The sequence below is a fragment of the Pseudomonas paraversuta genome (assembly GCF_904063065.1).
GTDB lineage: Bacteria > Pseudomonadota > Gammaproteobacteria > Pseudomonadales > Pseudomonadaceae > Aquipseudomonas > Aquipseudomonas paraversuta.
In genome coordinates this window covers 49,863-74,232 of the sequence record NZ_CAJFCL010000007.1, presented here as the reverse complement: position 1 = coordinate 74,232, position 24,370 = coordinate 49,863, and the positions used below count along the sequence as shown (strand labels likewise).

General features: G+C 52.7%; 21 protein-coding genes. 14 read left to right on the top strand and 7 right to left on the bottom strand.

Features of this window, described 5'->3' with window-relative positions:
* Positions 1-2 precede the first annotated feature (2 nt).
* From JQ845_RS15335 to JQ845_RS15320, 4 genes are all read left to right on the top strand, one after another.
* Entirely contained in the window at positions 3-1,175 is a 1,173-nt protein-coding gene (locus tag JQ845_RS15335; RefSeq protein ID WP_203009223.1) for a mannitol dehydrogenase family protein, read from the top strand.
* Positions 1,172-2,701, top strand: a complete 1,530-nt coding sequence (locus JQ845_RS15330; protein ID WP_203009222.1) for a UxaA family hydrolase — start codon at positions 1,172-1,174, stop codon at positions 2,699-2,701. Before JQ845_RS15335 ends, JQ845_RS15330 begins: the two co-directional genes overlap by 4 nt.
* A 1-nt stretch (position 2,702) precedes the next feature.
* Positions 2,703-3,662, top strand: a complete 960-nt coding sequence (locus JQ845_RS15325; protein WP_203009221.1) for a sugar kinase — start codon at positions 2,703-2,705, stop codon at positions 3,660-3,662.
* Between the two features lie 70 nt (positions 3,663-3,732).
* Positions 3,733-5,073 (top strand): MFS transporter, encoded by a 1,341-nt coding sequence (locus JQ845_RS15320; RefSeq protein ID WP_203009220.1) that lies wholly within the window; start codon positions 3,733-3,735, stop codon positions 5,071-5,073.
* Here the strand turns inward: JQ845_RS15320 and JQ845_RS15315 are convergent.
* Entirely contained in the window at positions 5,060-6,016 is a 957-nt protein-coding gene (locus JQ845_RS15315; RefSeq protein ID WP_203009219.1) for a LysR substrate-binding domain-containing protein, read from the bottom strand. The genes JQ845_RS15320 and JQ845_RS15315 overlap by 14 nt on opposite strands.
* A 152-nt stretch (positions 6,017-6,168) precedes the next feature.
* Here JQ845_RS15315 and JQ845_RS15310 point away from each other — a divergent pair, with 152 nt between their 5' ends.
* Positions 6,169-7,482 carry an L-fuconate dehydratase gene (locus tag JQ845_RS15310; RefSeq protein ID WP_010655607.1) on the top strand — a complete coding sequence of 438 codons (1,314 nt, stop codon included), beginning with the start codon at positions 6,169-6,171 and terminating at the stop codon, positions 7,480-7,482.
* A gap of 108 nt (positions 7,483-7,590) precedes the next feature.
* Complete coding sequence (locus JQ845_RS15305; RefSeq protein ID WP_003443407.1) at positions 7,591-8,292, top strand: FadR/GntR family transcriptional regulator; 702 nt, start codon at positions 7,591-7,593, stop codon at positions 8,290-8,292.
* 66 nt (positions 8,293-8,358) lie between these two features.
* On the opposite strand, the gene JQ845_RS15300 is transcribed toward JQ845_RS15305, so the two are convergent.
* From JQ845_RS15300 to JQ845_RS15275, 6 genes are all read right to left on the bottom strand, one after another.
* Positions 8,359-8,805, bottom strand: coding sequence for a hypothetical protein (locus JQ845_RS15300; protein WP_003443405.1), 447 nt, complete (start codon positions 8,803-8,805; stop codon positions 8,359-8,361).
* A 340-nt stretch (positions 8,806-9,145) separates the two neighbouring features.
* Complete coding sequence (locus JQ845_RS15295; protein WP_003443404.1) at positions 9,146-10,186, bottom strand: fimbrial protein; 1,041 nt, start codon at positions 10,184-10,186, stop codon at positions 9,146-9,148.
* Between the two features lie 11 nt (positions 10,187-10,197).
* Positions 10,198-12,735, bottom strand: a complete 2,538-nt coding sequence (locus tag JQ845_RS15290; RefSeq protein WP_236010216.1) for a fimbria/pilus outer membrane usher protein — start codon at positions 12,733-12,735, stop codon at positions 10,198-10,200.
* A gap of 104 nt (positions 12,736-12,839) precedes the next feature.
* Positions 12,840-13,523 (bottom strand): fimbrial biogenesis chaperone, encoded by a 684-nt coding sequence (locus JQ845_RS15285; RefSeq protein WP_203009217.1) that lies wholly within the window; start codon positions 13,521-13,523, stop codon positions 12,840-12,842.
* Between the two features lie 59 nt (positions 13,524-13,582).
* Positions 13,583-14,110 carry a fimbrial protein gene (locus JQ845_RS15280; RefSeq protein ID WP_003443401.1) on the bottom strand — a complete coding sequence of 176 codons (528 nt, stop codon included), beginning with the start codon at positions 14,108-14,110 and terminating at the stop codon, positions 13,583-13,585.
* A gap of 1,406 nt (positions 14,111-15,516) precedes the next feature.
* On the bottom strand, positions 15,517-16,221 hold the full coding sequence (locus tag JQ845_RS15275; RefSeq protein WP_203009216.1) for a hypothetical protein: 705 nt from the start codon (positions 16,219-16,221) through the stop codon (positions 15,517-15,519).
* A gap of 819 nt (positions 16,222-17,040) precedes the next feature.
* Between JQ845_RS15275 and JQ845_RS15270 the strand changes: the two genes are divergently transcribed.
* The 8 genes from JQ845_RS15270 to JQ845_RS15235 all read left to right on the top strand — a co-directional run bounded on the left by JQ845_RS15270 (position 17,041) and on the right by JQ845_RS15235 (position 24,209).
* Positions 17,041-17,949, top strand: coding sequence for a pentapeptide repeat-containing protein (locus JQ845_RS15270; RefSeq protein ID WP_203009215.1), 909 nt, complete (start codon positions 17,041-17,043; stop codon positions 17,947-17,949).
* A complete protein-coding gene (locus tag JQ845_RS23315; RefSeq protein ID WP_203009214.1) occupies positions 17,946-18,569 on the top strand; it encodes a nucleotidyltransferase domain-containing protein in 624 nt (207 codons plus the stop codon). The genes JQ845_RS15270 and JQ845_RS23315 overlap by 4 nt, the downstream gene beginning before the upstream one ends.
* Entirely contained in the window at positions 18,566-18,868 is a 303-nt protein-coding gene (locus JQ845_RS15260) for a hypothetical protein (protein WP_203009213.1), read from the top strand. Before JQ845_RS23315 ends, JQ845_RS15260 begins: the two co-directional genes overlap by 4 nt.
* A gap of 102 nt (positions 18,869-18,970) precedes the next feature.
* Positions 18,971-20,158 (top strand): hypothetical protein, encoded by a 1,188-nt coding sequence (locus JQ845_RS15255; RefSeq protein ID WP_203009212.1) that lies wholly within the window; start codon positions 18,971-18,973, stop codon positions 20,156-20,158.
* Entirely contained in the window at positions 20,146-21,564 is a 1,419-nt protein-coding gene (locus tag JQ845_RS15250; protein ID WP_203009211.1) for a hypothetical protein, read from the top strand. Before JQ845_RS15255 ends, JQ845_RS15250 begins: the two co-directional genes overlap by 13 nt.
* Positions 21,565-21,575: 11 nt before the next feature.
* Positions 21,576-22,034, top strand: coding sequence for a hypothetical protein (locus JQ845_RS15245; RefSeq protein WP_203009210.1), 459 nt, complete (start codon positions 21,576-21,578; stop codon positions 22,032-22,034).
* A 236-nt stretch (positions 22,035-22,270) separates the two neighbouring features.
* Positions 22,271-23,605 (top strand): AAA family ATPase, encoded by a 1,335-nt coding sequence (locus JQ845_RS15240; RefSeq protein ID WP_203009209.1) that lies wholly within the window; start codon positions 22,271-22,273, stop codon positions 23,603-23,605.
* Complete coding sequence (locus JQ845_RS15235) at positions 23,592-24,209, top strand: HNH endonuclease (RefSeq protein WP_203009208.1); 618 nt, start codon at positions 23,592-23,594, stop codon at positions 24,207-24,209. The genes JQ845_RS15240 and JQ845_RS15235 overlap by 14 nt, the downstream gene beginning before the upstream one ends.
* Positions 24,210-24,370 lie beyond the last annotated feature (161 nt).

The following is a 24,370-nucleotide window of genomic DNA, read 5'->3' as shown; positions in this document are numbered from 1 at the left end:
CGATGAGCGATAACCAATTCCCGCCGATCCTGCAGTTTGGCACCAGCCGCTTTCTCCAGGCCCATGTCGATCTTTTCGTGTCCCAGGCGCTGGAGCGTGGCGCGGCCCTGGGCCGTATTGCCGTGGTGCAGACCACCGACAGCCCGGCCAGCACTGCCCGCACCGCGGCGCTGGCCAGCGGCAAGCCGTACCGGGTGCTGATCCAGGGCATCGACCGGGGTCAGGTAGTCGAACAAAACCTCCAGGCTTCGGCGATCAGCCGCGCAGTGCATGCCGCCCAGCAGTGGCCGGCGCTGCGCCAGGGCTTTGTCGAACAGGTCCGGGTGGTGATTTCCAATACCGGTGACCGCGGTTATCTGCTGGACCCGCGGGACACTCCCGTGCTGCTCGGCGCCCAGGCCCCGGCGCCGATCAGCTTCCCGGCCAAACTTCTGGTCTTGCTCCACGATCGCTGGCAGCACAACCCGCACTCCACGCTGTCGCTGTTCCCCTGTGAACTGGTGGCGCGCAATGGCGATGTGTTGCGTGATCTGCTGGTGGGCCTGGCCCGCGGCTGGGCACTGGGCGACGCATTCGAGAGCTACCTGACGCAGAACTGCCGCTGGGCCAACTCGCTGGTGGACCGCATCGTTTCCCAGGCCCTTGAGCCGGTGGGCGCGGTGGCTGAACCCTATGCGCTGTGGGCGATCGAGCGTCAGGAGGGGTTGACGTTGCCCTGCAGCCACGAAGCCATTGTGCTGACCGATGACCTCGATCATTACGAGCGGCTAAAACTGTTCACCCTGAATCTGGGCCACAGCTATCTGGCCGAGCGCTGGCTCAGTGACGGGCGCCCCGAGCACGAGACTGTGTACCAGGCCATGCATAGCCCGGCACTGCGCGCCGATCTGGAAGCACTGTGGGCCAGCGAAGTGCTCCCGGTATTCGCCGCCCTCGGTCAGCTGGATGCCGCGCGGCGCTATGTCGACAGCGTGCGCGAGCGCTTCGCCAACCCGTTCTTGCAACATCGTCTGGCTGACATCGCCGCTAACCATAAAGACAAGAAACAGCGCCGCCTTCTGCCCCTGATCGAGCTCGCTGAGCAGGTTGCGCCAGGCCTTGAGCAACCGATATTACGGGCCGTCCTGCTCAGCCAGCATGAGCGGCGCACCAGAACCGTTGAGGATCCACCATGAACCTTGCAAGCTCATCCTTACTTGTACTGACCCCGGGAGATGACGTCGCCGTTGCCCGCGGCGACATCGCCAAGGGCCAGGAACTGTTCGCCGACGGCCTGGGCGTGACGGCGCTGGCCGATATTGCCTCGGGGCATAAAATCGCCCTGCGCGGTGTCGCCCAGGGGCAGCCGGTGCGCAAGTACGGGCAAATCATCGGCCAGGCCAGCGCTGCCTTGCGACCTGGCGACTACGTCCATGTGCACAACCTGCAGATGCCTGCGGCCAGTTCCACCCAGGCGCTGGCCAACGTCTATCAACCCACGGTTTATCACGCCGACGAGGCCCGGTTTGCCGGCTATGTACGTGCAGATGGCCGGGTCGGCACGCGCAACTACATCGGGGTGATTTCCAGCGTCAATTGCTCGGCCACGGTGTGTAAACAGATCGCTGCGACATTCGACGCCGGGCGTCTGCGCGATTACCCCAATGTTGACGGCGTGGTCGCCATCACCCATGGCAGCGGTTGCGGCATGGGCGCCAAGGGCGAGGGCATCGAGATCCTCCAGCGCACCCTGCGCGGCTATGCCGACCACGTCAATTTTGCCGGGGTACTGGTGATCGGCCTGGGCTGTGAAGTCAATCAACTGGCCCCGCTCATGGAGCAACTGGCCGATCGCCCGGCGTTGCTCAAGGCCAGCCTGGTGATCCAGGACGCCGGTGGCACCCGGGAAACGGTGCAGCGCGGGATAGTGCTGGTAGAGGCGATGCTCGACGGAGTCAACAGCCAGCAGCGCAGCAGCGTGTCGGCCAGACACCTCACCGTGGGTCTGCAATGCGGTGGCTCAGACGGATATTCGGGGATCAGCGCCAACCCGGCGCTGGGTGCGGCGGTCGACCTGGTGGTGGGCCATGGCGGCACCGCGATCCTCTCGGAAACCCCGGAAATTTATGGCGCCGAGCACCTGCTGACCGCCCGTGCTGCATCTGCGCAGGTTGCCGACAAGTTGATGAGCCGCATTCATTGGTGGGAAGACTATGTACGTCAGCATGACGGCGACATGAACAACAATCCGTCCCCGGGCAACAAGGCCGGGGGCATTACCACCATTCTCGAAAAGTCTCTGGGGGCGGTGGCCAAGGCCGGCGCGACGGGGCTGATGGCGGTGTATCAGTACGGCGAGGCGATTGAACAAAACGGCCTGGTGTTCATGGACACCCCGGGCTACGACCCGGTGTCGGCCACCGGTCAGGTGGCGGGCGGGGCGAACCTGATTTGCTTTACCACCGGACGCGGCTCGACCTATGGCTGCAAGCCGACACCGTCGCTGAAAATCGCCACCAATACCCGGCTGTTTCAACGCATGTCGCTGGACATGGATTTCAATGCCGGGGCGATTGTCGACGCTGAAGAGTCGGTGGCCGAGGCGGGGGCGCGTCTGTTCGAGCTGATGCTGGCAACGGCCTCTGGTCGCAAAACCTGCAGTGAAGAAAACGGGCTGGGCGACAACGAGTTTCTGCCCTGGCAAATCGGCGCGGTGATGTGACATGGGCCAACTCACCGAATCGATTGCAGTCGTTACCTGCGGCGAAGCCATGGGTCTGTTCAGCGCCCGGGATGACGGCAGCCTGCGCGAGGCCAAAGATTATGTGCGCGGCGCTGCCGGCGCCGAGTTGAATGTGGCCACCGGCCTGGCACGTCTGGGTTTTGGCGTCGGTTATATCAGCCGTCTTGGCAATGACACCCTTGGCCACTGGCTGGGCGATGTCATGGCCCGCGACGGCATTGATCACCGTTACACAGTGCTGGACCCCGCGCACCCCACCGGCCTGATGTTCAAGTCACGCCGTTCGGACGGCGGCGACCCCGACATCGAATATCACCGCAAAGGCTCGGCGGCCAGTCATCTGAGCCTGGCCGATTACCCCGGCGATTACTGCCGTGGCGCCAGGCATCTGCACATCACCGGTATCAGCCCGGCGCTGAGCGACAGCGTGCGCGAACTGATTTTTCATATGGCCGGCGATATGCGCGCGGCGGGCCGCAGTGTGTCGTTCGATCCGAATTTGCGCCCGCGGTTATGGCAATCCCAAGCCAGCATGGTGGCGTGCCTGAACGATCTGGCCGGTCTGGCTGACTGGGTCTTCCCCGGCCTGGCGGAGGGCCGGCTGCTGAGCGGCCTTGAACACCCGGCCGATATCGCCGGCTTCTACCTGGCCAAGGGCTGCTCGCTGGTGGTGCTCAAGCTGGGTGCCGAAGGTGCCTATTACGCAACCGCCAATGAGAGCGGCTACTGCCCCGGGTACCCGGTGAGCCGGGTGGTGGACACCGTGGGCGCGGGTGACGGTTTCGCCGTGGGCGTGATCAGCGCCTTGCTCGAAGGTCTCGGCGTCGCCGGGGCTGTGGCCCGGGGCAATCTCATCGGCGCCCGGGTGCTGGGCTTCCCGGGTGACAGCGATGGTTTACCCACTCGCGCTGAACTCGAGAGGTTTGCAGAACAGTTCTGACACCCGCAGTAAAGATGCCTGCAGGCATCCTGGATAACACCTACTCCAACAATAAGAAGAGGTACGCTCCATGAGTTATCAAGACCTGTATGACTCGCCCGCGCTGGCGAGTGGTGTAAAGAAAGCCGCTATCCGGCTCTTGCCGTTTCTCGCACTGATGTACGCACTGGCATTTATCGACCGGGCCAACGTCAGCTTTGCCAAGATTGCCTATCAGGCCGACACCGGTATCGGCGACGCGGCCTTTGCCCTGGGGGCGGGGATCTTTTTTATCGGCTATGCGCTGTTTGAAGTGCCCAGCAACCTGATCCTGCAGCGCGTTGGCGCGCGAGTGTGGATGGCGCGAATCATGGTCACCTGGGGGCTGGTCTCGGCGTCGATGATGTTCGCCAACAGCGAAACTTCGTTCTACGTGATCCGCTTTTTGCTGGGGGTTTCTGAAGCCGGGTTCATGCCCGGGATCATCCTGTACCTGACCTACTGGTTCCCGGCCAAACAACGCTCGCGGGCCATTGGCCTGTTCTACTTCGGGGTGCCGGTAGCGATGTTGATCGGCAGTCCGCTATCGGGCTTTATCCTCGATACCCACAACCCGTTCGGTCTGGCCAACTGGCAGTGGATGTTCGTGGTTGAAGGCCTGGCCGCCTCGGTGGTCGGGGTGATTGCGTTCTTCTATCTGGCGAGCCGCCCCGGCGATGCCAAATGGCTCAGCGCCGAAGAGAAGCACGCCATGAACACCGTCATCGAAGCCGAGGAAAAGGAGAAAGGCTGCAGCAGCCACAGCTCGATTTTTGGTGTACTCAAAGACAAGCGCGTGCTGATGTTTATCGCCATCTACTTCTGCGTGCAGATCGGCAACGCCCCCCTGGCGTTCTACCTGCCGGCCAAACTGGCTTCGACTCTGGACGGTCACGTCAACACCTCGGTCGGGCTGCTACTGATGATTCCCTGGCTGTGCACCATTGTCGCCATGCGCATTGCCACGGTGTACGCCGACAAGCACAACAACCACCGGCTGGTTGCCACCTGCATGCTTGCCGTAGGCACGCTGGCCTTCGCGTCGATTTCGGTGATCAATACGCCGGTGCTGACCCTGCTGGCGTTCTGTATCGCCATTCCCGGGCTGGTGGCCAGCCAGCCGGTGTTCTGGAGTCTGCCGACCCGCCATCTGGGCGGCACCAGTGCGGCCACCGGGATCGCCTTTATCATTTCCATCGGCAATCTGGGCGGCTTTGTTTCGCCGCAGATCAAGGCCTATGCCGATAGCGTGACGGGGACCAGCAGCACCGGCTTCCAGGTGGTGGCGGCGCTGTGTTTTGTCAGCGTGTTGTTGCTGATGTTGTTGAAGCGCACTCCGTCCCGGGTAGCGACTTACCCGGCGCCGGCGGATCTGACATCTAGTCGCTCGTAATCACGCCTTGACCTTCAAGGCCGGCCTGCACCCGCAGCTCGGCCTTGACCACCTCCATGGCCGCAGTGGGTACCCGGCCCTTGCGGCTGATCAGGCCGAATGGCATCAGGCGCGCCGAAACCGCGACCGGCAGCGCTGCCAGCACCCCCAGCTTGCTGTAGTACTCGACCAGCGACAGCGGCATCAAGGTAATCATGTCGGTCTGCTGGAGCAGCGCCACGGTCAGCATCGTCGAGGCTGTTTCGAGCTGGCTGGCGGGTGCCTGCACCTGGGCCTGGCGGAAAATCTGCTGGTAGATTTCCCGCAGCGGTGCCGGCTGCGATTGCACGATCCAGGGATAGCGGGCGAGTGTCTCCAGGTTCAGCCCGGTGCTGTGCTGCAACGGATGGCCGGTGCGCGCGACGATCTGAATCAGCTCCTCATCGAACTCCTCGAAGTTCAGTTCGTCGGTGGGCCTGCCCTGGGCGACACGGGCCACGACCAGGTCCAGCTGGTCGAGACTCAGGGCCTGCAGCAGTACGTCGCTGGTATCGATCACCACTGTGATGTTCAGCTTGGGGTGACGTCGGGTCAATTGCGCCAGGGCCCTTGGCAGCAGGTCGCCCGCCAGCGAGCCCATGGCGCCCAGGCGCAGGGTTCCGAGGTTGCCCGATTGCAGTGCGCTCATTTCTTCGTGCAGGCCGCTGAGATCGGCGAACACCAGTTGTGCATAACGAATCGCCGCCTCCCCCAGCTTGTTTGGCAGCAAGCCCTGATGGGTGCGGGTAAACAATGCCTCGCCCACCAGGTTCTCGAGCTCGTGCAGTGCCTTGGTCACCGCTGGCTGGGTCAGCGCCATGATTTGCGCGGTCTTGCGCAATGAGCCTTGTTCAGACACCACAAACAGCAACTGCAAATGGCGCATTCGCAGGCGGCTGCGCAACTGCTCGAGGGAGTTGATCATGGGGCTATTACCTGAGGTGATCGGTGTAGTCGAAACATTCAATTTCGCGTACTGGCAGCGCAGGACAGACTGCGCCCGCGGCACGAAAATAACATGAATAAGCCTGCTGCCAGCGGCAACGGCGCAGCCGGCTTCAATTTCAGGATAACCCCATGTCTACCCTCATTACCCAGGTCGCTGTACGTGACATTCGCTTCCCCACCTCCAAGAGCATGGACGGCTCGGATGCGATGAACTCGACGTCCGACTACTCCGCGACCTATGTCACCTTGCACACGGATTCGGACGATGGCCTGCAAGGCCATGGCCTGACCTTCACCATCGGTCGCGGCAACGATTTGTGCGTCGAAGCGGTCAAGGCCCTGGCCAAATTGTTCGTCACCGGCCGCACCCTGGAAAGCATCACCGACAACTTTGGCGCCTACTGGCATGAAATCGTTGCCGGTGACTGCCAGCTGCGCTGGGTCGGCCCGGAAAAGGGCGTGGTGCATCTGGCGACCGCGGCCATCATCAACGCGCTGTGGGACCTGTGGGCGAAGAAGGAGGGCAAGCCGGTCTGGAAACTGCTGGTGGACATGAGCCCCGAAGAGCTGGTGCGCTGTGTCGACTTCACCTTTATTACCGACGCGCTGACGCCCCAGGAAGCCATCGCAATGTTGCGTCGGGCGGCGCCGGGCAAGGCCGCGCGCGAACAGCAAATGCTGGATGAGGGTTACCCCGGTTACACCACCGCCGCCGGCTGGCTCGGTTACTCCGAAGAGAAAATGCGCCGCCTGGCCCGTGAAGCGGTCGAGGCCGGCTGGACGCATCTCAAGCAAAAGGTCGGGGCCGATATCGAGCAGGACATGCGCCGCGCGCAAATCCTGCGTGAAGAGCTGGGCTGGGATCGCAAGTTGATGATGGACGCCAACCAGACGTGGGACGTGGATCAAGCGGTGACCAACATGCGGCGGCTGGCCGAATTCGATCCCTGGTGGATTGAAGAACCCACCAGCCCGGACGATGTGCTTGGCCACGCAGCGATTCGCCAGCGTATCCATCCGATCGGTGTCGCCACCGGCGAGCACGCGCACAACCGGGTGATGTTCAAGCAGTTCTTCCAGGCCGCTGCCATGGATTTTTGCCAGCTCGATCCGGCGCGTCTGGGGGGCCTGAACGAAGTGCTGGCGGTGGTGCTGATGGCGGCCAAATTCGGCGTGCCGGTATGCCCCCATGGCGGCGGCGTCGGCCTGTGCCAGTACTCGCAGAACATTGTGCTGTTCGATTACATAGCGGTGTCGGCGTCCCTGGAAAAACGGGTACTGGAGTATGTCGACCACCTGCACGAAAACTTTCTCGAGCCGATCGTGATCCGCCGCGGGCGCTACATGCCGCCACAACAGCCGGGGTACAGCGTGACCATGAAGGAGTCCTCGCTGGAGCACTTTGAATACCCCAATGGTCCGCAGTGGCAAGACCAGCAATAGGCTCTGTACCCAATGCCGGGAAATGACTGTCAGGCTGGCGGCGAGGTTTCTGCTGCCCGCAGCGGGCTGTGTGATAGCCTTTGGCATCATTTCCCGGACTCTGCCTCGATGGTCTCCTCGTATCCTCCTTCAGAGCGCAAGCTCTATCAGAAAATTGCCGACCGGCTGCGTGAATACATCGTCCAGGGCGACTTCAAGGTCGGCTCGCGCTTGCCTCCCGAGCGCGATCTGACCCAGTTGCTGGGGGTGTCGCGGCCGTCGCTGCGCGAGGCGCTGATTGCCCTGGAAATCGAAGGCAGTATCGAAATCAGGATGGGTTCCGGGGTCTATGTGGCTGCGCGCCTGCAAGAGGGTGGCACACGCACCGTAACCCTCGGCGAGAGCCCCAACGAGTTGATGCAGGCCCGGGCGCTGATCGAAGGCGAAGCCGTGGTGCTGGCGTGCCTGCACGGGAAAAAAAGCGATTATCGCTACCTGCAGGACTGCATCGATGCCATGCGCGCGAGCATCGAAGCCAATCGTCCGCCCCTGGCTGACGACCGCAAGTTTCACCATCGGCTGGCAAAAATGACCGGCAACTCGGCGCTGGTGCGGATCATCACCTCGCTGTTCGATGAGCGCCACAGCCCGATCTCATCGCACCTCAGCGAGCATCTGGAAAACCCAGGCACCTGGGACGCCGCGGTGATCGAACACCAGGCGATCCTGCGGGCACTGGAATGCAAAGACGTGATCGCTGCCCAGACAGCCATGCGCCAGCATTTGCTGCGCTCCGAAGCGCGCTGGCTGGTGGCGCTGGAGGCGGAGTAAGCAGGCACTTCCAGGGTTTGCCCGGTGGTTACTTGAGTCCCCCATGCTGGTTGTGAGCGTTCCTCGTTACCAGCACGGATAGGGTTGGGAACCGGACCCTGCGCCAGCATTCAGCCGATCGACCTGTCTCCAGGTATTAACCCACCATGCCAATGCCTTCAGAATGACTGAGTTCATGGACACCCTTAAAATATTGGCTTGTTCATTTATTTGATGGACTTGTCCTTTTTTAAACTTGCAGGGCAGATGTTTGATGTTGTCGGGCGGGGTGCGCAGATCAATACGAGTGACCTCGGCTTTATGTTCATTGCCATAACGGGATGTTAAAAGTGCCAGTATCACCTTGAGGTCAGACAACTGGTCGGTCCATTGCACCCAGGCTTGTTTGATTTCGCCGTTGATACTGCGGTCATGGCGGGCGGCCAGAAAAGCCAGCGATTCATAGAGGTTCTGCGGAATACTCAATTCGAGTTTGTCAGCAGGTTCAACGTTAAATGCAGGGCTGGTATTCATGGTGCTTCTTCCTCCTTGAGTGTGGGGTATATTCCTAAGGCAACATTGTTTTTATTGGCGTCGCGGGTTAGAAAAGTCCGTTGCTAAAGCCGATAAGCAGCCGTCACCAACCCTTAAACTATCGAGTTTAAGGGTTGGTTTAAAATATAGTTAAATCAGTGTTATCGGTGTCGCCCATGCCCGTGCAAGGGGGCTGATTTTAGTTCTATTTTTATAACGGTTGTCCGGTTTTAGACTTGACTACTATAACTTAAGCCAAATAGTTAATCCAAACCTATCCATTTTTCTTGAACGGGTCGAGTCACTGTAGTTACCTGTCTGAGGCGCAGGGTTCAATGGCTTATTTAAAGGTAACATCAATATTCGCAGAGGCTCGAAAGGGGCCGACTTTCGGATTGGTATTAAGCCATTTCAAGCTCGCCAGAAAGTTTTTCCTGACGCTGGAGCCATTCACCAGTCCCATTTCCACGGGGGTATTCATCGGGATGAAGGTCATCGGCGTGTCTTGTTGTGACAGTAAAATTCCGAAGCCGCTGTCGCTGGTCGGCAGAATGGTCGTGGTGTCCTGCACGGGGTAAGTCGAGCTGAAACTGGCGTTCAATACCTGGCCCTGGCAGTCCTGGCCACTCTCCGGGCCCGAGGTGTCGGCAGTCACGGAAAAGGGCACCTGTTTCTCTATAAAACCGACCCGCGCATTCTGCCGCGGGATGCTGCCAAAGTTTACCGCCGAGCCATTATTGGCACTGACCGTTATTTTCGGATTGCAGGAGATGAAACGGATATTGCCCAACCCGGAAATATAAGCGTTGAAGTTACTGTCGGCGACATTATTAAGCCCGCCTACACCGTCGACCTGAAACAAGGAATAAGCACCGGTGTTGGTGATCTTGCCGCCCGCAGGCGGCGGTGCTCCCGTGGCCTTGATATAGATTGAATACGACACGGTAATACTGAGCGACTGTGCCGGGGATAAACATCGGCTGCCCTGTTTGCGGCAGCGGGTTCCGGGGCCGACATCCTGTCTCGCGGAATTGACCAATTTGTAATCGATGCTGTTGTAGTTGACCCCGACTTCAATTGAATTATGAATATTCTTCAAATTCATTTTAGGGTCCCAATACAGATAGGCATTTTCCCCGGCGGGTTTGTTTCGGTCATCCGTACACTGGAAAGTTGAAGTGAATGTCGGGGAACGCCACAACAAGGCGCCCGCTGCTGTATTGGCAGTCGAGACCCTGATTAACTGGGCCAGCACAATATCCTGGCGAATATTGCCGTTTTCTTTACATGACAAGGCATGGCTGCTCTGCGAGAACAGTCCCAACATGATCATCAACCCGGCAGCGAGCCCCGGACGGTTATGCTTCAACAAGAAAAACATGGACTTTCCTTTTATGGTGTTACGCAGACCAGCGAAAGTTCTTGATAGCCCGTGGCCTTTTCGCCCATGGGTTTCAACTCAGGCACCTGTAACGAGCAACTTTCGCTTGGGTCTTCTCCCCACTTGACCATCAACCGGTCACCTGCAGAGGCACCCGAGATGTAAATATCTCCGTTGGTGCCCACGGTGCCGCTGTTCTTGCCTGACGCGCTGAAAATACTGGCGCCCAGGGGCGGGGAGTCAGCGTCATTGATCTTGCTGTGTACCAGCAGGCTTTGGCCGGTATGGGTTTCAAACTTCACATGGGAAATGGCGCCACGTGTGGGCACTACATCTTTGGAGGCCAGGGGAATATCCAGGCCACTGCCAATGTCTTCGGTGCGCAGCGCAACACGGTTGTGGCGATACGGGGTGGCAGAGGTCATGACCGCATACCCGGAGCCGTCGATCGCCACGCCGGGCTGGTTTTCCAGACGCACGCCCTTGGCATCTTCGGCTTCAATCAACACGAAGGTGTTCTGCAGCGGTTGGGTCAGCGTGATCCCTCCCGGGTGGGCGACGATGCCGCCGGACACACCCAGCGAAGTTTGCTGATATTCGTTGCTGTAGCTGTAACCCGCGTTGATCAGGCCCTTGCTCCCCTGATAGCCGATGTTGGCCGAGGACGTCTGCCCGGAGTATTCGTCGTGTCCGGTCTGCACCACGTAATTGAGCCGGTTGTCGTCCAGTGCAGAACCACTCAGGCCAGTGCTGTAGGTGTTACCCGACTGCTTGCTGTGACCGACACTGAAGCTGGCATTCATGTCGGACGATTCCTTGCGCAAAAAGCTGAACGGAATCGAGACGGTCAGGTTGAGGCTGCGGTCCTTGTAACCATAGTTACTGCGGCTGTCCTGATAAAAAACCCCATAGCTGGTGTTTTTGTAGCTGCTGTTAAAGCCCGCTTGCAGGGTTCGATCCTCACCGCTGCCGCCCCAGTAAGACTGGTTGCTCAGGTTGGCATACAGGGTCGAACTGCCCCCAAGGCGCTGATTGACCGACAGTTCCACACGCTGGCGTTTATTGCCGAAGGTATCGGTGTAATAGGTGCGGCGACGGGACTCGGCCCAACCCGGAACGCCCAGGTTGTCATTGTCGTTTTCGTCGTAGTACTCGTTGCGGTAAGCCCCGTTTTCATAACGGTCGCGTTCGGCAACGGCGTCAGTGAAATCGTAATAACCCGAGGTCGAGTAACGGTAGCCGGCTATGCGAAACTCAGTGCCCAGGTTGTTCAGCGACTTGGAGTACAGGAAGCGCACGCTCTGCCCCTGCTTGCTGTCACCACTGGCCAGGTCGGTATCGGAAAAAGACGCGTCGACCGACACGGCGCCCCAGTTACCCAGGTTTTTACCCAGGCCGGCGACGGCCGAACGATAGTTCTGCGCCATCATCAGGCCGCCGTAGGGCGTGATGTCGTACGCCATCCCGGCGGACAAGGTGCCTTGTACAAAGTTGGGTTTATAGCGGGTGGTGCCATCGTGATACTTGCCCGCTGTCAGCTGATAGTCCCAGATCCCCTCCCGCAACATATTGGGTACTGAAGAAAAGGGCAGGCTGAAACTGCTTCTGGAGCCATTGGCTTCAATGACCGTGACATCCAGATTGCCGCTCAAAGTGCTCGGGTAAATATCGGTCAGGGCAAAGGGCCCAGGAGGCACATTGGTGCTGTAGATGGTGTAACCGTTCTGCCGGACTTCAACCCGGGCACTGGTCAGCGCTACGCCATGTACCACCGGGGCATATCCGCGCAGGCTCTCGGGCAACATGTCATTGGCGCTGGACAACTGCACGCCACGGAATTGAACACTGTCAAAAACGTTATTGTCGGTGTTGGTCTGACCGATCACCAGGCGGCTGCGCAAGGACACAATATCTGTTTGTGCCCAGGTCGAAATGTTATCGAAACTGGAGCCCGCACCCGATTGCTGGCTGAGCGTCGAGTTGTTGCGCAAACGCCAGTTGCCGAGATTGACCCCGCTGTTGAGGCTCAGGAACGAGTAGTCAGAGGTTTTGTCTGCCTGATTATTGCCATAGCGGTTGTGGCTGCCGTTGAAGTTGTAGTTAACAAAACCGGCATTGATGCCGCGGTCATACACCTTGGGTGAAATGGAGCCTTGTGCCCGTGGCGCCAGATACAGCTGCGGCACATCGATATCCAGGTGCTGCAGTGCCGCGTCATAGTTCAGCTTTGTGCCCGGAACTTGCTGGTTCAAGGCAAAGCAATCGCTGGCATCCTGCACTTGGCGGTCGCTGAGCTTGATGCCATAGCCCTGGTAGTCCTGTGCTGACAGGCACGGCACTATGGGCTGGTCCGGGGCCGCTTTCCTGAATTCGACATCGCGATGGTCAACACGCTGGCCATTCAAATAAATATCGAACGGATAGTGCCCGGGAAGGATGTCATCGCTGCCGGATAAAGCGCTGACCTGGGCGATAGAGTCGTTGCCACGGATAAAGGAGGTATTGAACTGTTCGGTGGCCATGGCAGCAGGAGAAAGCAAAAATGGCACAATAAAAAAATAACCTGCGCTGTGACCCATATTGGTGTTGCGTGCCAGCGTGGACGTTGCTGTTTTGTTGTGTACCACTTTGTGTATCCCCTGAATAACCTGACTCAATTTAACGAGACATTTTTAATCTCGGTATGGCCACCATAATTATTGATATAGGTAAACGACAGGCCATTGGCGGACTGAGCATCGGGTGGCAGTGTTATATTCAAACTGTCGTAAGGTTTCACCATGTCGGCATTGACTTTCCAGGTCTTGTCACCCTGGTTAAGTGTCAATACACCCAGGGTCACGTGCAGGGGGCCGTTATTAGTCACGATTAACTTCTGCCCTTGATGCTGCCACTTCAAGGCTTGCGCCTCAGCCTGCAAGTTGGTTTTTAACACCTCAGGGCGATAAAACAATTTAATCCGGGTGCGAATTGCAACTTGCAGCACGTTCTCCTGTTTCGGCGCCGGCGGAATTTCCTGTACGTTGATCCAGAACAACGATTCGCGATCCTGCGGTAATCCTTCGCCTGAATAGATAAAGCGCAAAATGGCGTCTTTATCCGGGGCCAGCTTTAAAATAGGGGGTGTCACAATGATCGGTATATTCTGCGGTACGCGACTCGCATCCCCCGTATCCAGCCAGCTTTGAACCATATAGGTCGCGTCGCTGTCATTATGGATAGAGAGTGATGTCGATTGATTTTCACTGTTATAAATAACCCGCGTTGCGTCCACCTGAATGCCAGCAAACGTGTTCGCGGAACAGGCGAGCAAAGCACACAAGAGTACTTTTTTCATAAAGGTTTCAGCGCTCGGAAATAGGCCGTCCTTGGCCAGTAATGCTCCAGCGGGTTTAATTACTTGTATTCGATAGAGAAGGTAGCGGTCGAGTTCGCCTGGCCGGCAGTCACCACGTCCTGGTAGGACTTGTAGCGGGCGCGCAGGTTGAATGTGGCAGAACCCGGGTTGGCGCCGTCAGCGGCAACAGTGACCAGCGCCGGGCTGGTAACATCCTGGCTGATTGGCAGCGTGGCGCCATTGTGGTCCAGGACTTCAATACCTACACCGGCTGCACCGCCGGTAACGGCCAGCAACTCAGGATGACCGGCAGGGGTGTTGCCATCAAAGCGCAAGGTGTAATCACCGGCTTCACACTTTTCCAGATTGATATCGAACGCTTTGGCACCGCTGGTGGAGCCTGAAGTCGGGAATGCTGTCGTCGGGTACTTGCCCAGGTAAACTTGCTTGTTTTGGTCACGATCTGAAACTTTACAGGTGGACTGTACGATTTCACCGGTAAAGGCAACATTGCCACTTGCAGCCACTGCAGTGTAAGCAGTAACGGACAGGCTCAGTGCAGCCAGGGACACTAGAATTTTTTTCATGTTTTATTACTCATCAAATAGAGAATCAAGTAAACAGCCAGCAGAACTGCCCGGAACAAACTCGTAACTAAGCGGTGATTGAATTCACAGAAAAACCAATAATCACCATGCGAGCGCGTTCAGCAATGGCAAGGGCCATTGCTTCCAGGAACTATCGATTACGCTGTGTGAGGTCGTTTAATGTCGAATAACACACTTCTGTGTGCTGATGGCATCAACATGTTTTATGACCGGGGAAGATTATTACCGGGGGCAAACTGTCGTGTCAATACAATGGCAGAGTTGCGGATTGTTTGAGGGGTTGTCGTTTTTTTGACGTTATATGTAATGCTGGATAATAATTTTTATCGGGAAGTTATAATTAAGACTCTTTTAAATCCCACATTGCATGAGCGTGATAAACAGAAAATCGTATGCTGGATAAGGCATTAGCTGCGGTGTTGGAACGATAGTGCAATTTGCCTGCAAGGTGCCGGATCGCCAAAAAATGGGCAGCTTTGAAAATTTGTTTGAGTGATTAATCGCTTTCAGGAGCGGTAATGGACGGCAATATTTTTTTCGCGGCCCGACAATAAACCCTCCAGACATGCAGCGCTGGATGATTAACCCTAGGTGCATTTGCGCGGATTTTCACGGGGCGTGCAGAAATACGCCAAGTGGCGCGGGATCAATCCTGGCCACGCAAGCCTGGCTGCATCGTAGAGGGTAGCGTTATCAATGCCATTCAGGGGTGAGGCTCACTGAGCCGCTGTGCATCTTCTTTTTTTCCGCAGGTACAGTCCACAAGCTTTTATCACGGTCGACATATATTGATTCTATCCCGCTCCGATCTAACAGCATTAAGCGTGCGCGACGCCCATGATTTGTGCGAACTGAAACGCCTCAATGCCCGGGTCAGCGGATACCTGAGTTCAGCTTCATCCCGGTGGTCAGCGATGAACAGGCAGCATAGGCCCCCGATGGTGGAGTCGATCAAAGACTCGCTACAGGGCGCAGGCGCAGAGCTCGGTGCCGCTGCACAGCAGTGTGAGTCCTGCTTGAACTTGATTGGCGGTTTCAGCTGGGGATATAGGGAGGAGGGGGGTACAGCGGATAGGGGCAGGCAGGGGTAGATCGTCAGGCACAAAAAAACCGGCTCGGGGGCCGGTTTCTCTGTGCTGCAAGTCCTGTAAGAAACTTGCAGTTGCTGCTGTTTGGTGCCCGAGGGAGACTGTAGTGTTCCAGTAAACTCAAGGCCTCCAGAGAGGTTTGCTGTTTCGGGATACACGCAGGGATACATGATCACGTTTGCTGCCCTAGTATGAGTCGTCTCGACAGCACCATTCAAACCTGTCTTCAAACTCTACCCTGCATCGTCTGACTGGATTGCTATGCCAGGGCAGGGGATATGCGGGCGACGACGCGTGTTAAGTATCCGCAATCAAGGCTGCATTCAGTGCCTGTCCAAGACTTATTATCAAACGCGCTTGTCGGGTGTATTCGGCCTCTAACGTAGGCCGAACCCACCGCTCGGTAAAATTTTCACCGTCATACTCAAAAGCAGAAAACTTCAAACCATGTGATGACGCGGCTTCGCCCGTGAGATCCAGTGAGTAGGGGGTAGTGACGATGCTGCGATGCTTCGAGTGATTTGTTAGTGCCGAGAGGTAGACGAAAGACTCGTGTTCAACCAGCTTTTTTAGTTGCTCCTTGACCGTTCCTTCTGGCAGCCGTTGGGAGACGGTACGGATCCCAATACGATGTGCGTCCAGAGTCTTTCCCTGATCTAGATTCATGCCGTATGCGTAATACAGGGTGTGGGCAAGGATATCGGCAACGCTGTGCATGCTCTGAACGCAGGCTGTGACGTGAGCGGCAGCTTGAAAACTCGCCCACCTGAACTCGCTGCTTGCATCTTCATCGGCCCCCATAATAAGGAGCATGATTGCCAGGTCACCATCATGTGCGCTTGTTGCTTCCTTCATTACGCGGAGGAATTCGTGATAGTGATAACTGGCAAAGTTTCTTCGCTGCTCAATTGAGTCAACTGACGGCGATATCGCTTTGCGTTGGCTTCGTCCATGACGGCTTTCAACTGCTGCCCTCAGCTGATTCAGATCCCATTTAGGCATGTGGCAAATCCTTGCAGTGTGATGTGTGATCCATATTGCCCGTTGACGATGGCAGATCCCAAATATCTGCCGGGGCCCCTGGAGGAAAGCGTCGCACACGGGGCAGGAAACCCGCGGGATTTTTTTAGCAGCAGGGCGCCCAGCTTATTGAAATTTCAATCGTTGAAGTTGAAAGGTATTGAAGAAAAGAGGAGGGGTAGGTCTTGGCCCGCAGCAGGGCATTGGATGTGTTGATGATAGTGAACACCTAGGTGGGTCAACTGGGTCAACCGGTCAAGTGTGGTCAACAAACTTTGGAACCCAGCCACTAACGATTTCGTGCGGGTTTCCTGCCCCGTGTCTAGTACTAAGAATCAGGGGCCCCCCGATTCTTTTGATGGATCGGGAAGGGCCTTCGCCCCTATCGCTGGAGGAGCCCTCGATAAGGGGCAGGGGGCTCTCAAAAACTATGTTACGAGTGTTACGGGTGTTACGACCATGCATAGGTAGCTGATTTTTAAGTGATTTCTATTTGTTACACAGCTCTGGGGCTTACTCAAAAGTAATGTTACAAGAGCAGCAGGTGTTACATTCGATTGCCACTCGTAATGGTTGCAATCGACCCGAGCCTGTTGTAGGCCTGAGCCGGTAATGTGCCAACAGTAATCTGTTGAAAGTCACCATTACCCAACTGTGTTTTACTAACGAAAGATGCACCTTCAGGGATTTTGCTGCCTGCGAATGTTGAAACTTGCGCGATTTCTAAGGGGCTTTGAAGCGTCGGCTATTTAGGTCACTATGCTTTCAACAATCGAGAGCTAAGGGCAGCATAAGCTGAGTATGATGGACGAGAACCCACCCGCAGGCACCGCAGGCGTTGAGGCACTAGCGACCGGTGGCGTCGCCGATATCCTGCAGACGAAGCCTCGAGAGGCACTACTGCCAGGTAATCGGGAGGTTATAACTGACCTATACGTCAGCAGAAATGTCGAAAACGAGCCTAAAGACTATGCGTTCAAGGTGTACGTTAGACTAAACGCGAAGAAACAAACGCTACGGAAGGTTTCCTTCCAGCACAGCGTTTTTGACGCTTGCTACTTCAATAACTGTAACTTCGATTCATGCGACTTTACCGGCTGCCGGTTCGTTGGCTGCAATTTTCATCAGTCCGCATTTTCCGGATGCAAGTTTGAATATGCGATCTTCGAGCGTTGTCAAATCGACGACGATATTCTTGAGAGAGAGGCACCGCGTGAGGAAAATTTGAAAATGCGGTTTGCCAGATCGCTTCGAATGAATTTCCAGCAAATCGGTGATGCCAAAGCTGTAAACAGGGCAATTTCGCTGGAGTTAGAGGCTACATCGAGATATCTGAAAATGTCTTGGTCATCCAGGGAAACATATTATCGTGATAAGTATCCGGGCTGGAAAAAGGTGCCACAGTTTATTAAATGGCTTGAATTCAGGGCGCTAGATGCGATTTGGGGTAACGGCGAGAATACACTTAAGCTGTTGCGGGCAATCGTAGTGGTTCATCTTCTAATAGCTTTCTACGATACCTATCAGTTCGGTAACCCTTGGGATCTGACGTCCTATTTAGCTAGCCTGGTGGCGTCACCTGGGGTGTTTTTCGGCATAGCCACACCACACTCTTACCCAATCTGGTTCTCCTCAATTGTTGCTGCTTCGCGCTTGGTTGGATTCGCCTTTCTCACAGCTATTCTCGTAAAACGGTTTGGACGGCGATGAATATGCACATTTACGCCTTCGGATCCGTCTGCCGAGGCGAGATCGACCTAGGGTCGGATATTGATCTGCTAGCCTGCGTCGACTGCTCAGCAGAGCAGGTTGATCGCGAAAAATATTCGGTGTATCGATATGAACGAGTTCAAGCTTTGTGGGAAGAGGGCAATCCATTTGCTTGGCACTTACATCTAGAGTCAAGGTTGCTTTTCTCGCCGGATGGTACGGACTTTCTAAGTGACCTTGGTAAACCCGCGCGTTACATCGGAGGTGACATAGACTGTATCAAATTCCGAAAGCTTTTCGACCGCTCTTATCACGAACTGAGCCAGTCTTCCAATAGTGCGACTTTTCACCTCTCTTGTATGTTCTTAGCCATTCGAAATTTCGCGACCTGTCATTCGCTTTCGCTTGGACAACCCATCTTCTCTAGAAAGTCTCCTCTGATGACTCAGCCATGCCTCGATATTGATTCTCAAGCATTCTCCATATTAATACGTGCACGATTATTATCGACAAGAGGTTATGGAGTAAATCTCTCGCATGAAGAAATTATTACCGCTACCAACGCAGTCTCGAATGTTCCACGTTGGATGGAAGCGTTACGGAGCAAGCATTCACCATGACTGAATTCAACAATCGAATTGACGCCCAGCGTGTAATTCTTAACCTTGTTAATCGAATTTTTTGGAAGGAAGAACTTTATGGCCTTTCTACTGGCGCAATCGATCGTTGGGTTCGTGTCAATGGAATTGATCCTCTAGACGATCTTCCGCGTGCAGTTCGTGAGTCGGCCACTAAGCTTTTTTTTCTAGCTAACAAAAGTCAGGAACAAGTTACGGATGAGTATCGTCTTCTGTCTGTTGAGGTTTTCGATTTGACTGAGCGAATCACTAGGTTTGTAGATGTTAAATTAGCACTATAGGCCAATTTACTTTGTAGTCACGAATAGAAGTAGGCCAGCTCCTGCCATTTAAGTATCAATTTGTTGTCTATAAAAAATAGTTCTCTAAAAAGGATTCTGAGGATGAAAGTCATAAACAGTCAGCGCATTTTTCGCTTTGCTGACAAAAGTGTAATACATATACCGTTTGGCTTATCAGGGTTCTATAAGTCTGTATTGGCAAATGAAGGTGCCGTTTTGGTTGTGAATGCAGACAAGGTAGTATGCATTAAATTAAACGATGCAGTAATTCAGGTATATCCTTACTACTGTAAAGCAATCAGTATTCCAGAACTTCCTCCCCTAACATTCTCGGTTGTGGTATCGGAGAAAGACAAAAAAGCGTGTACTGCCTTGATATCTAGGGTTCATTATCTCACCTCTCCTAATAGGGGGTTTTTTTTTGCTCTTAAGGATCGTGACGAAGTTGTTGCCTGCTGTATTCTCGATACTCTGAAGTTTGGTAATCCTAAAGGCAGGTACTATATAAACACATCGCTATGCGAAGATTTAAACATAAGTTTTGAAGGCTGGGGTGGTACTACTTCTGAAATCCATAATGCACTACAGAATCAGCTAGAATTGATTTGGGTTAGTCGTATTGCAAAAGCGCAAAAGTACAGTGATCACCATATTGGAACCCGTCTGATACAAGAGACATTAAAAGCTATCCCTGCAGTGCTACCTTTTCCAGTGAAGCATGTAGAAGTTATTCGTACCTGTGGAGTCGAAGACTCGCTATCACGTGACTTTTTAGAGTACGCAGGCTTCAACAAAATTAAGCTTAGAAATCAAAGTACGGTATCTTATAGTTCTAATGGCGATCTCTTCCCAAAACTTAAGCCTTGCGTAAAAATGTATTATTGGAAAAAAATAGAAAGTACGTCGGTCGTTGAAAACGCACGATTGTTCGTACCTTTATCACAAGATCCTTTTTTATGGTTTGCGAATAATAAAAAAACTTGGGAGCTACGCCGTGCACGTGGGCAATTCACGGAGCGTCATATATACCCGGGTAGGCCAGTAGAGCTGAGGCTGGGTTATAGCACAAATAAAAAACTTTGGGGTATGATTAATAAAGTAATTACAGGTGAATCCATTGAGTCCGTACTTGCAAAAATCGGAGACTTCCAAAGTGTTATACCTATAGCCTCTTCTCTAGCGGACGCCGCAGAGAAGGCGCGTACTATATTAAAAACCCCCAGTGATTCGTACATTGCATTTGAAATCACAGCCTTATTTAATCCGGATAACCTGACATGCCACGTATAATAATCAATGGATTAATCGAACTGTCCGAGGAATCAATCACTACAATTGAGAGTGTGTTTCTGTCAATTAGGCAGAATATCCTGGCCGGCAGTTTTGATAGCTACTCAAAAAAAATCATTGACCGTTTAAGTCCTGATATTCGTTATACTTTAGATCCGAGGTTTTTAGAAAATAAGTTTACTCACATTAGAGGGAAAGAATATTTTTTCGAGTTGATTATTCCTTCTCGCTACTTCCCCATCGGCTCTGGCGGAGATACACATCTCATTGACTCCATTGTGGGAGATATGTTTAGCATTTCAAATGCATCAATAAAGCGAATCCACATTAATGATGTTCAATGGAAAGAACTTGAGCATAACCTGATTTTAAAACGTACTCAGCCGCGCTCAATTCGAAACAATTTTAAGCTGGATGACTTTACCCCATTGCTAGGGTTTTCGGTAAAGCCCAGGCTTGGATTATCCAATGAAGACTTCAGAGTGCAGTGCATAGAAGCAGCGAAGCTTGGTTTCAATATAATTGAACCCGATACAAGAAAAATGCTTCTAAATGAGTACGACCTAGATTGGCATATCGAGCTCGCTAGTGAAGTCGCCAAACTCTACAAGCCGAGAGGTAATATATCGACATACTCTGTGAACTTGAGTAACTACTCGGGTAATCTGGAGCGCGCTATAGCGAAGCTGTCAACGGCTGTATCCAATTACCCTGTGACAGTCAAAATAGATGCTGGGCTTGACGCAATATCCAAGATAAAAAAAGTAAAAGAGCTGAACCCGGATATAATAATCACATCCTACCCGCTAATCAAGAAAGCCCTATCTCAACGTATTCCGGATGTTTTCTTCGATAAGTATTTATCTCAGTGCGGCGTAGATATAATGTACCCTGGTGGTTTTGTTGCCCTTCCAGGAAATAAGAGACACTACAATGCGACTGAGGACTTAACACTGTTGGCAGAATCTATAAATCGCTTTAGTAGTCACATTCAGAGGTCTCGCTTTATACCAACTATATCAGGTGGTATATCTACGGGTCTTTTACACTTGTATTACGAGCTTTATGGGCCGAAAGTTAGCCTCTTTCTTGGTGGTGCAGTTGCCACTAACAAAAATGGAGTGGAAGCCGGTGCTGAACTTTGTATGAAGGTTCTAGATTACGCTATTGACTGCAGAAAAAAGCTAGCAGCATATAACCTTAAATTGTCCAGCAAGAAAGACAAGCCGGCATACAAAACGCTTATGGATTTCCCTCTTTTAGATGCTGAAACGGTCAAGCAAATAAAGGATGAAACAGATTCGGAGTACATAATTCCAAGAGAGTTCATGGCTGCTAATAAGCTCAGTAACTTCACGCAAGCGAACTGGAACTACTGGACCGCAGACGATTCCGAGTTTGTTTAGAGGTTACTTATATGTTTGAAGCAATTGCCTCATATTTTGATTTTATGTCGAGTCAGCTTTCGCTCTTCGTAAATCCTTACCGAATTTGGTGTTTTTACGAACAATTTGGTTTGCGTACAATAATAATTCTTGTGAATAGCGGGATAGTCGCTTTCGCCTTGCCCAATATACTTGATCAGTCTGAATGTAAACTTGATAGAGATGCTTATATTAAGTCTCTCTTTGAGAGAAGACATCTCTGGATGATACGCAATAGCTGGGCTATGCTGATTTTTTCTACTTTTACAGTTTTAACGTATTTAGCAATTTGGAGCGCGGTTTCGGATTATAATATTTGTAATGCTAAAATAGTTAGACCTGATAGTCCTGCAAGATTTTCAGGCTTTCTAGCTGTTACGAATATCCTGGCCATAGTTATCGCTACGTTTGCATTAAGTCAAAAAATATTTTGTATGAAACATAAGCAATAGGTTTGCTTTGAGTAGGACCGCTCGTACATGCGCGGTCCAATGATTACTAGTGTCAGAAAGCGCCTATTTTAGGGAGTTAGCTTCCGGTCACAAGCTTTCATTTTAGACGCATATATGATACCTCAGGAGCATAGATTGTGATGAGTGAATAGAAGAACACTTCGAAGAGCGAGTGACTGAGGTGAAGCGCACAGTTAACATCAAGCATCGGGCAAATGGATAAGGAGTGATTTAAAATGGATTCGCGATTGATAAACATTGATTTTGATAAAAAACTTGTGCGAATTACTCCTGATGAGGTGCCGCCAGGAGTTAAAAGCTGGTACACGATTTTAGTCGGAAAAAATGGAATCGGAAAAAGTCGCCTTTTATCCTCTATCGCGCAAATTTCTATCGTGACCGAAGATTATTCTAAGGTTATCGCGGTATCTACTAGTCCCTTTGATAAATTTCCTAGTCCACGAAATAGATCCAATAATACTACTAAGGCTAACTATAGATACGTCGGAATGCGAACTGAGGGTATTTATCAGAGCTCTAATTCTGTATCTCTAATTTCATCTGCTGCAAAAGGACTGCTGGAGAAGCTAACTTCAGAAGATGGGACTCATAATCTCGCGGCAGTTTTTGACTCACTAAGTTTTCGTCCTGTTGCCGATTTTATTTTGAAGCCAGGTTATCTACGGAATAGTCGGGATACTTACGATATATCTAGAGTTGAGGGGACTAGCCTGGCAATTGAGCTTAGACGGCTAGAGCGCGAACATTCAATAGAGGTTGACGAGCGTTATTTTGAACTTCTGGAGAATTTACATTATGGTCGACTACTTGAAGTCCTAGACGCAATGGTTACAGTTAATAATATTTTGACTAAAAGAAAGGCAATTGAGCTAAAAGCTGATTTTTCCAAATCTACACTAAATTTTGGTAACTATCAGGCTAGTAAACCCATAATATTATCCGTCTTGGTCCTTCTTGAAGTAGGGCTGATGCGGCTGATGGATTTTACATTAGATAAATTTGGTTTTGGCCAGCTATCTCTAAAAAAAGCCAGTTCGGGCGAACAATGTTTGTTGGTGCTAATTTTGGGTATTTCGGGGCACATAACGGATAACTCACTAATTCTTATTGATGAACCCGAGATAAGCCTGCACCCGAGATGGCAAGAAGAGTTCATGGAACTGCTCACCTCATCCTTCGCCAGCTATCATAACTGCCAGTTCATCATCGCAACTCACTCCCCTCAGATAATAGCTAGATTACGAGGTCGCGGTTGCTACATTGCTTCCTTGTCTCGCGGTGTGCTATACGACGCAGAAGAGTTCCACGATAAGTCAGCAGATTTTCAACTGGCAGAGTTATTTGATGCTCCTGGTATTATGAATGAGTATATTTCTCGTCTTGCTTTTAACCTTCTAGCAAAAGTAAAGCACAGTAAAGAAGTAACGCTATCCTCTCAGGCGGATTTGTCACGACTTTTACAATTTAAAGAACAACTCGATGAGAGCGATCCGGTAAAAGAATTAATTCTATCCGTTGCTATGCTATGTGAACACTATGCCGTTAATTGAAAAGCCCTTAGCATTTAGCGATGCATCGTCTGTGATCGTCGAACAGAAAAAAGCTTCGCCTAACTACTCGCATACAAGTTGGGGCGATGATGTGCTACAGCCCGTTCGAAGAGAAATTCGAGAGTACTATCGGACTGTTCAGCGGCTTACGTGCGTCTACTGTTTAGGGCCGATCTCATCATATTCAGCATTTGGAGCGCAAATTGAGCATATTGTTCCAAAATCCCAGTATCTTGATTTTATGTTTGAACCTAAGAATATGTGTGTAATATGTCCTGACTGTAACGAGTTCAAGTCCAGTCGAGAGGTATTAGTAAAACCAGTATTGGCGGCGAGCAGAGTAAATTATCCTAAAAATCCTTTGTTGTTCAGAATTGTTCACCCTCATTTCGACTCATATGAAGAGCATATTGCCAAGTTCAATCGTCTCTACGTGGAATGCTCAGACAAGGGTGGTTACACAATTTACATATGTAATTTAAACCGTTTCTATAGAAAGTTTGGGCGCTGCGACGAACTAGTTGACGATGTGAGCTTGGCAGAACAATCTGAAAGTTTCTTTGAAAAAGGCATTGTTCCTGAGTCTCCCCCTAATGGTAGTTAATTTTTTCTGAGAAGTGATCTCAGGCAATCGAGCCATTTGATCATTAGCTAGAGTATTTCGACGTCAAGAACACATTCGCCCATTGCGTCCACTCGCCAAAACAGGTGGGCGCATAAAGTTTTTCCACTCCCGTCTGGCGCTCAAGCTGGCGGTTTTTCAAG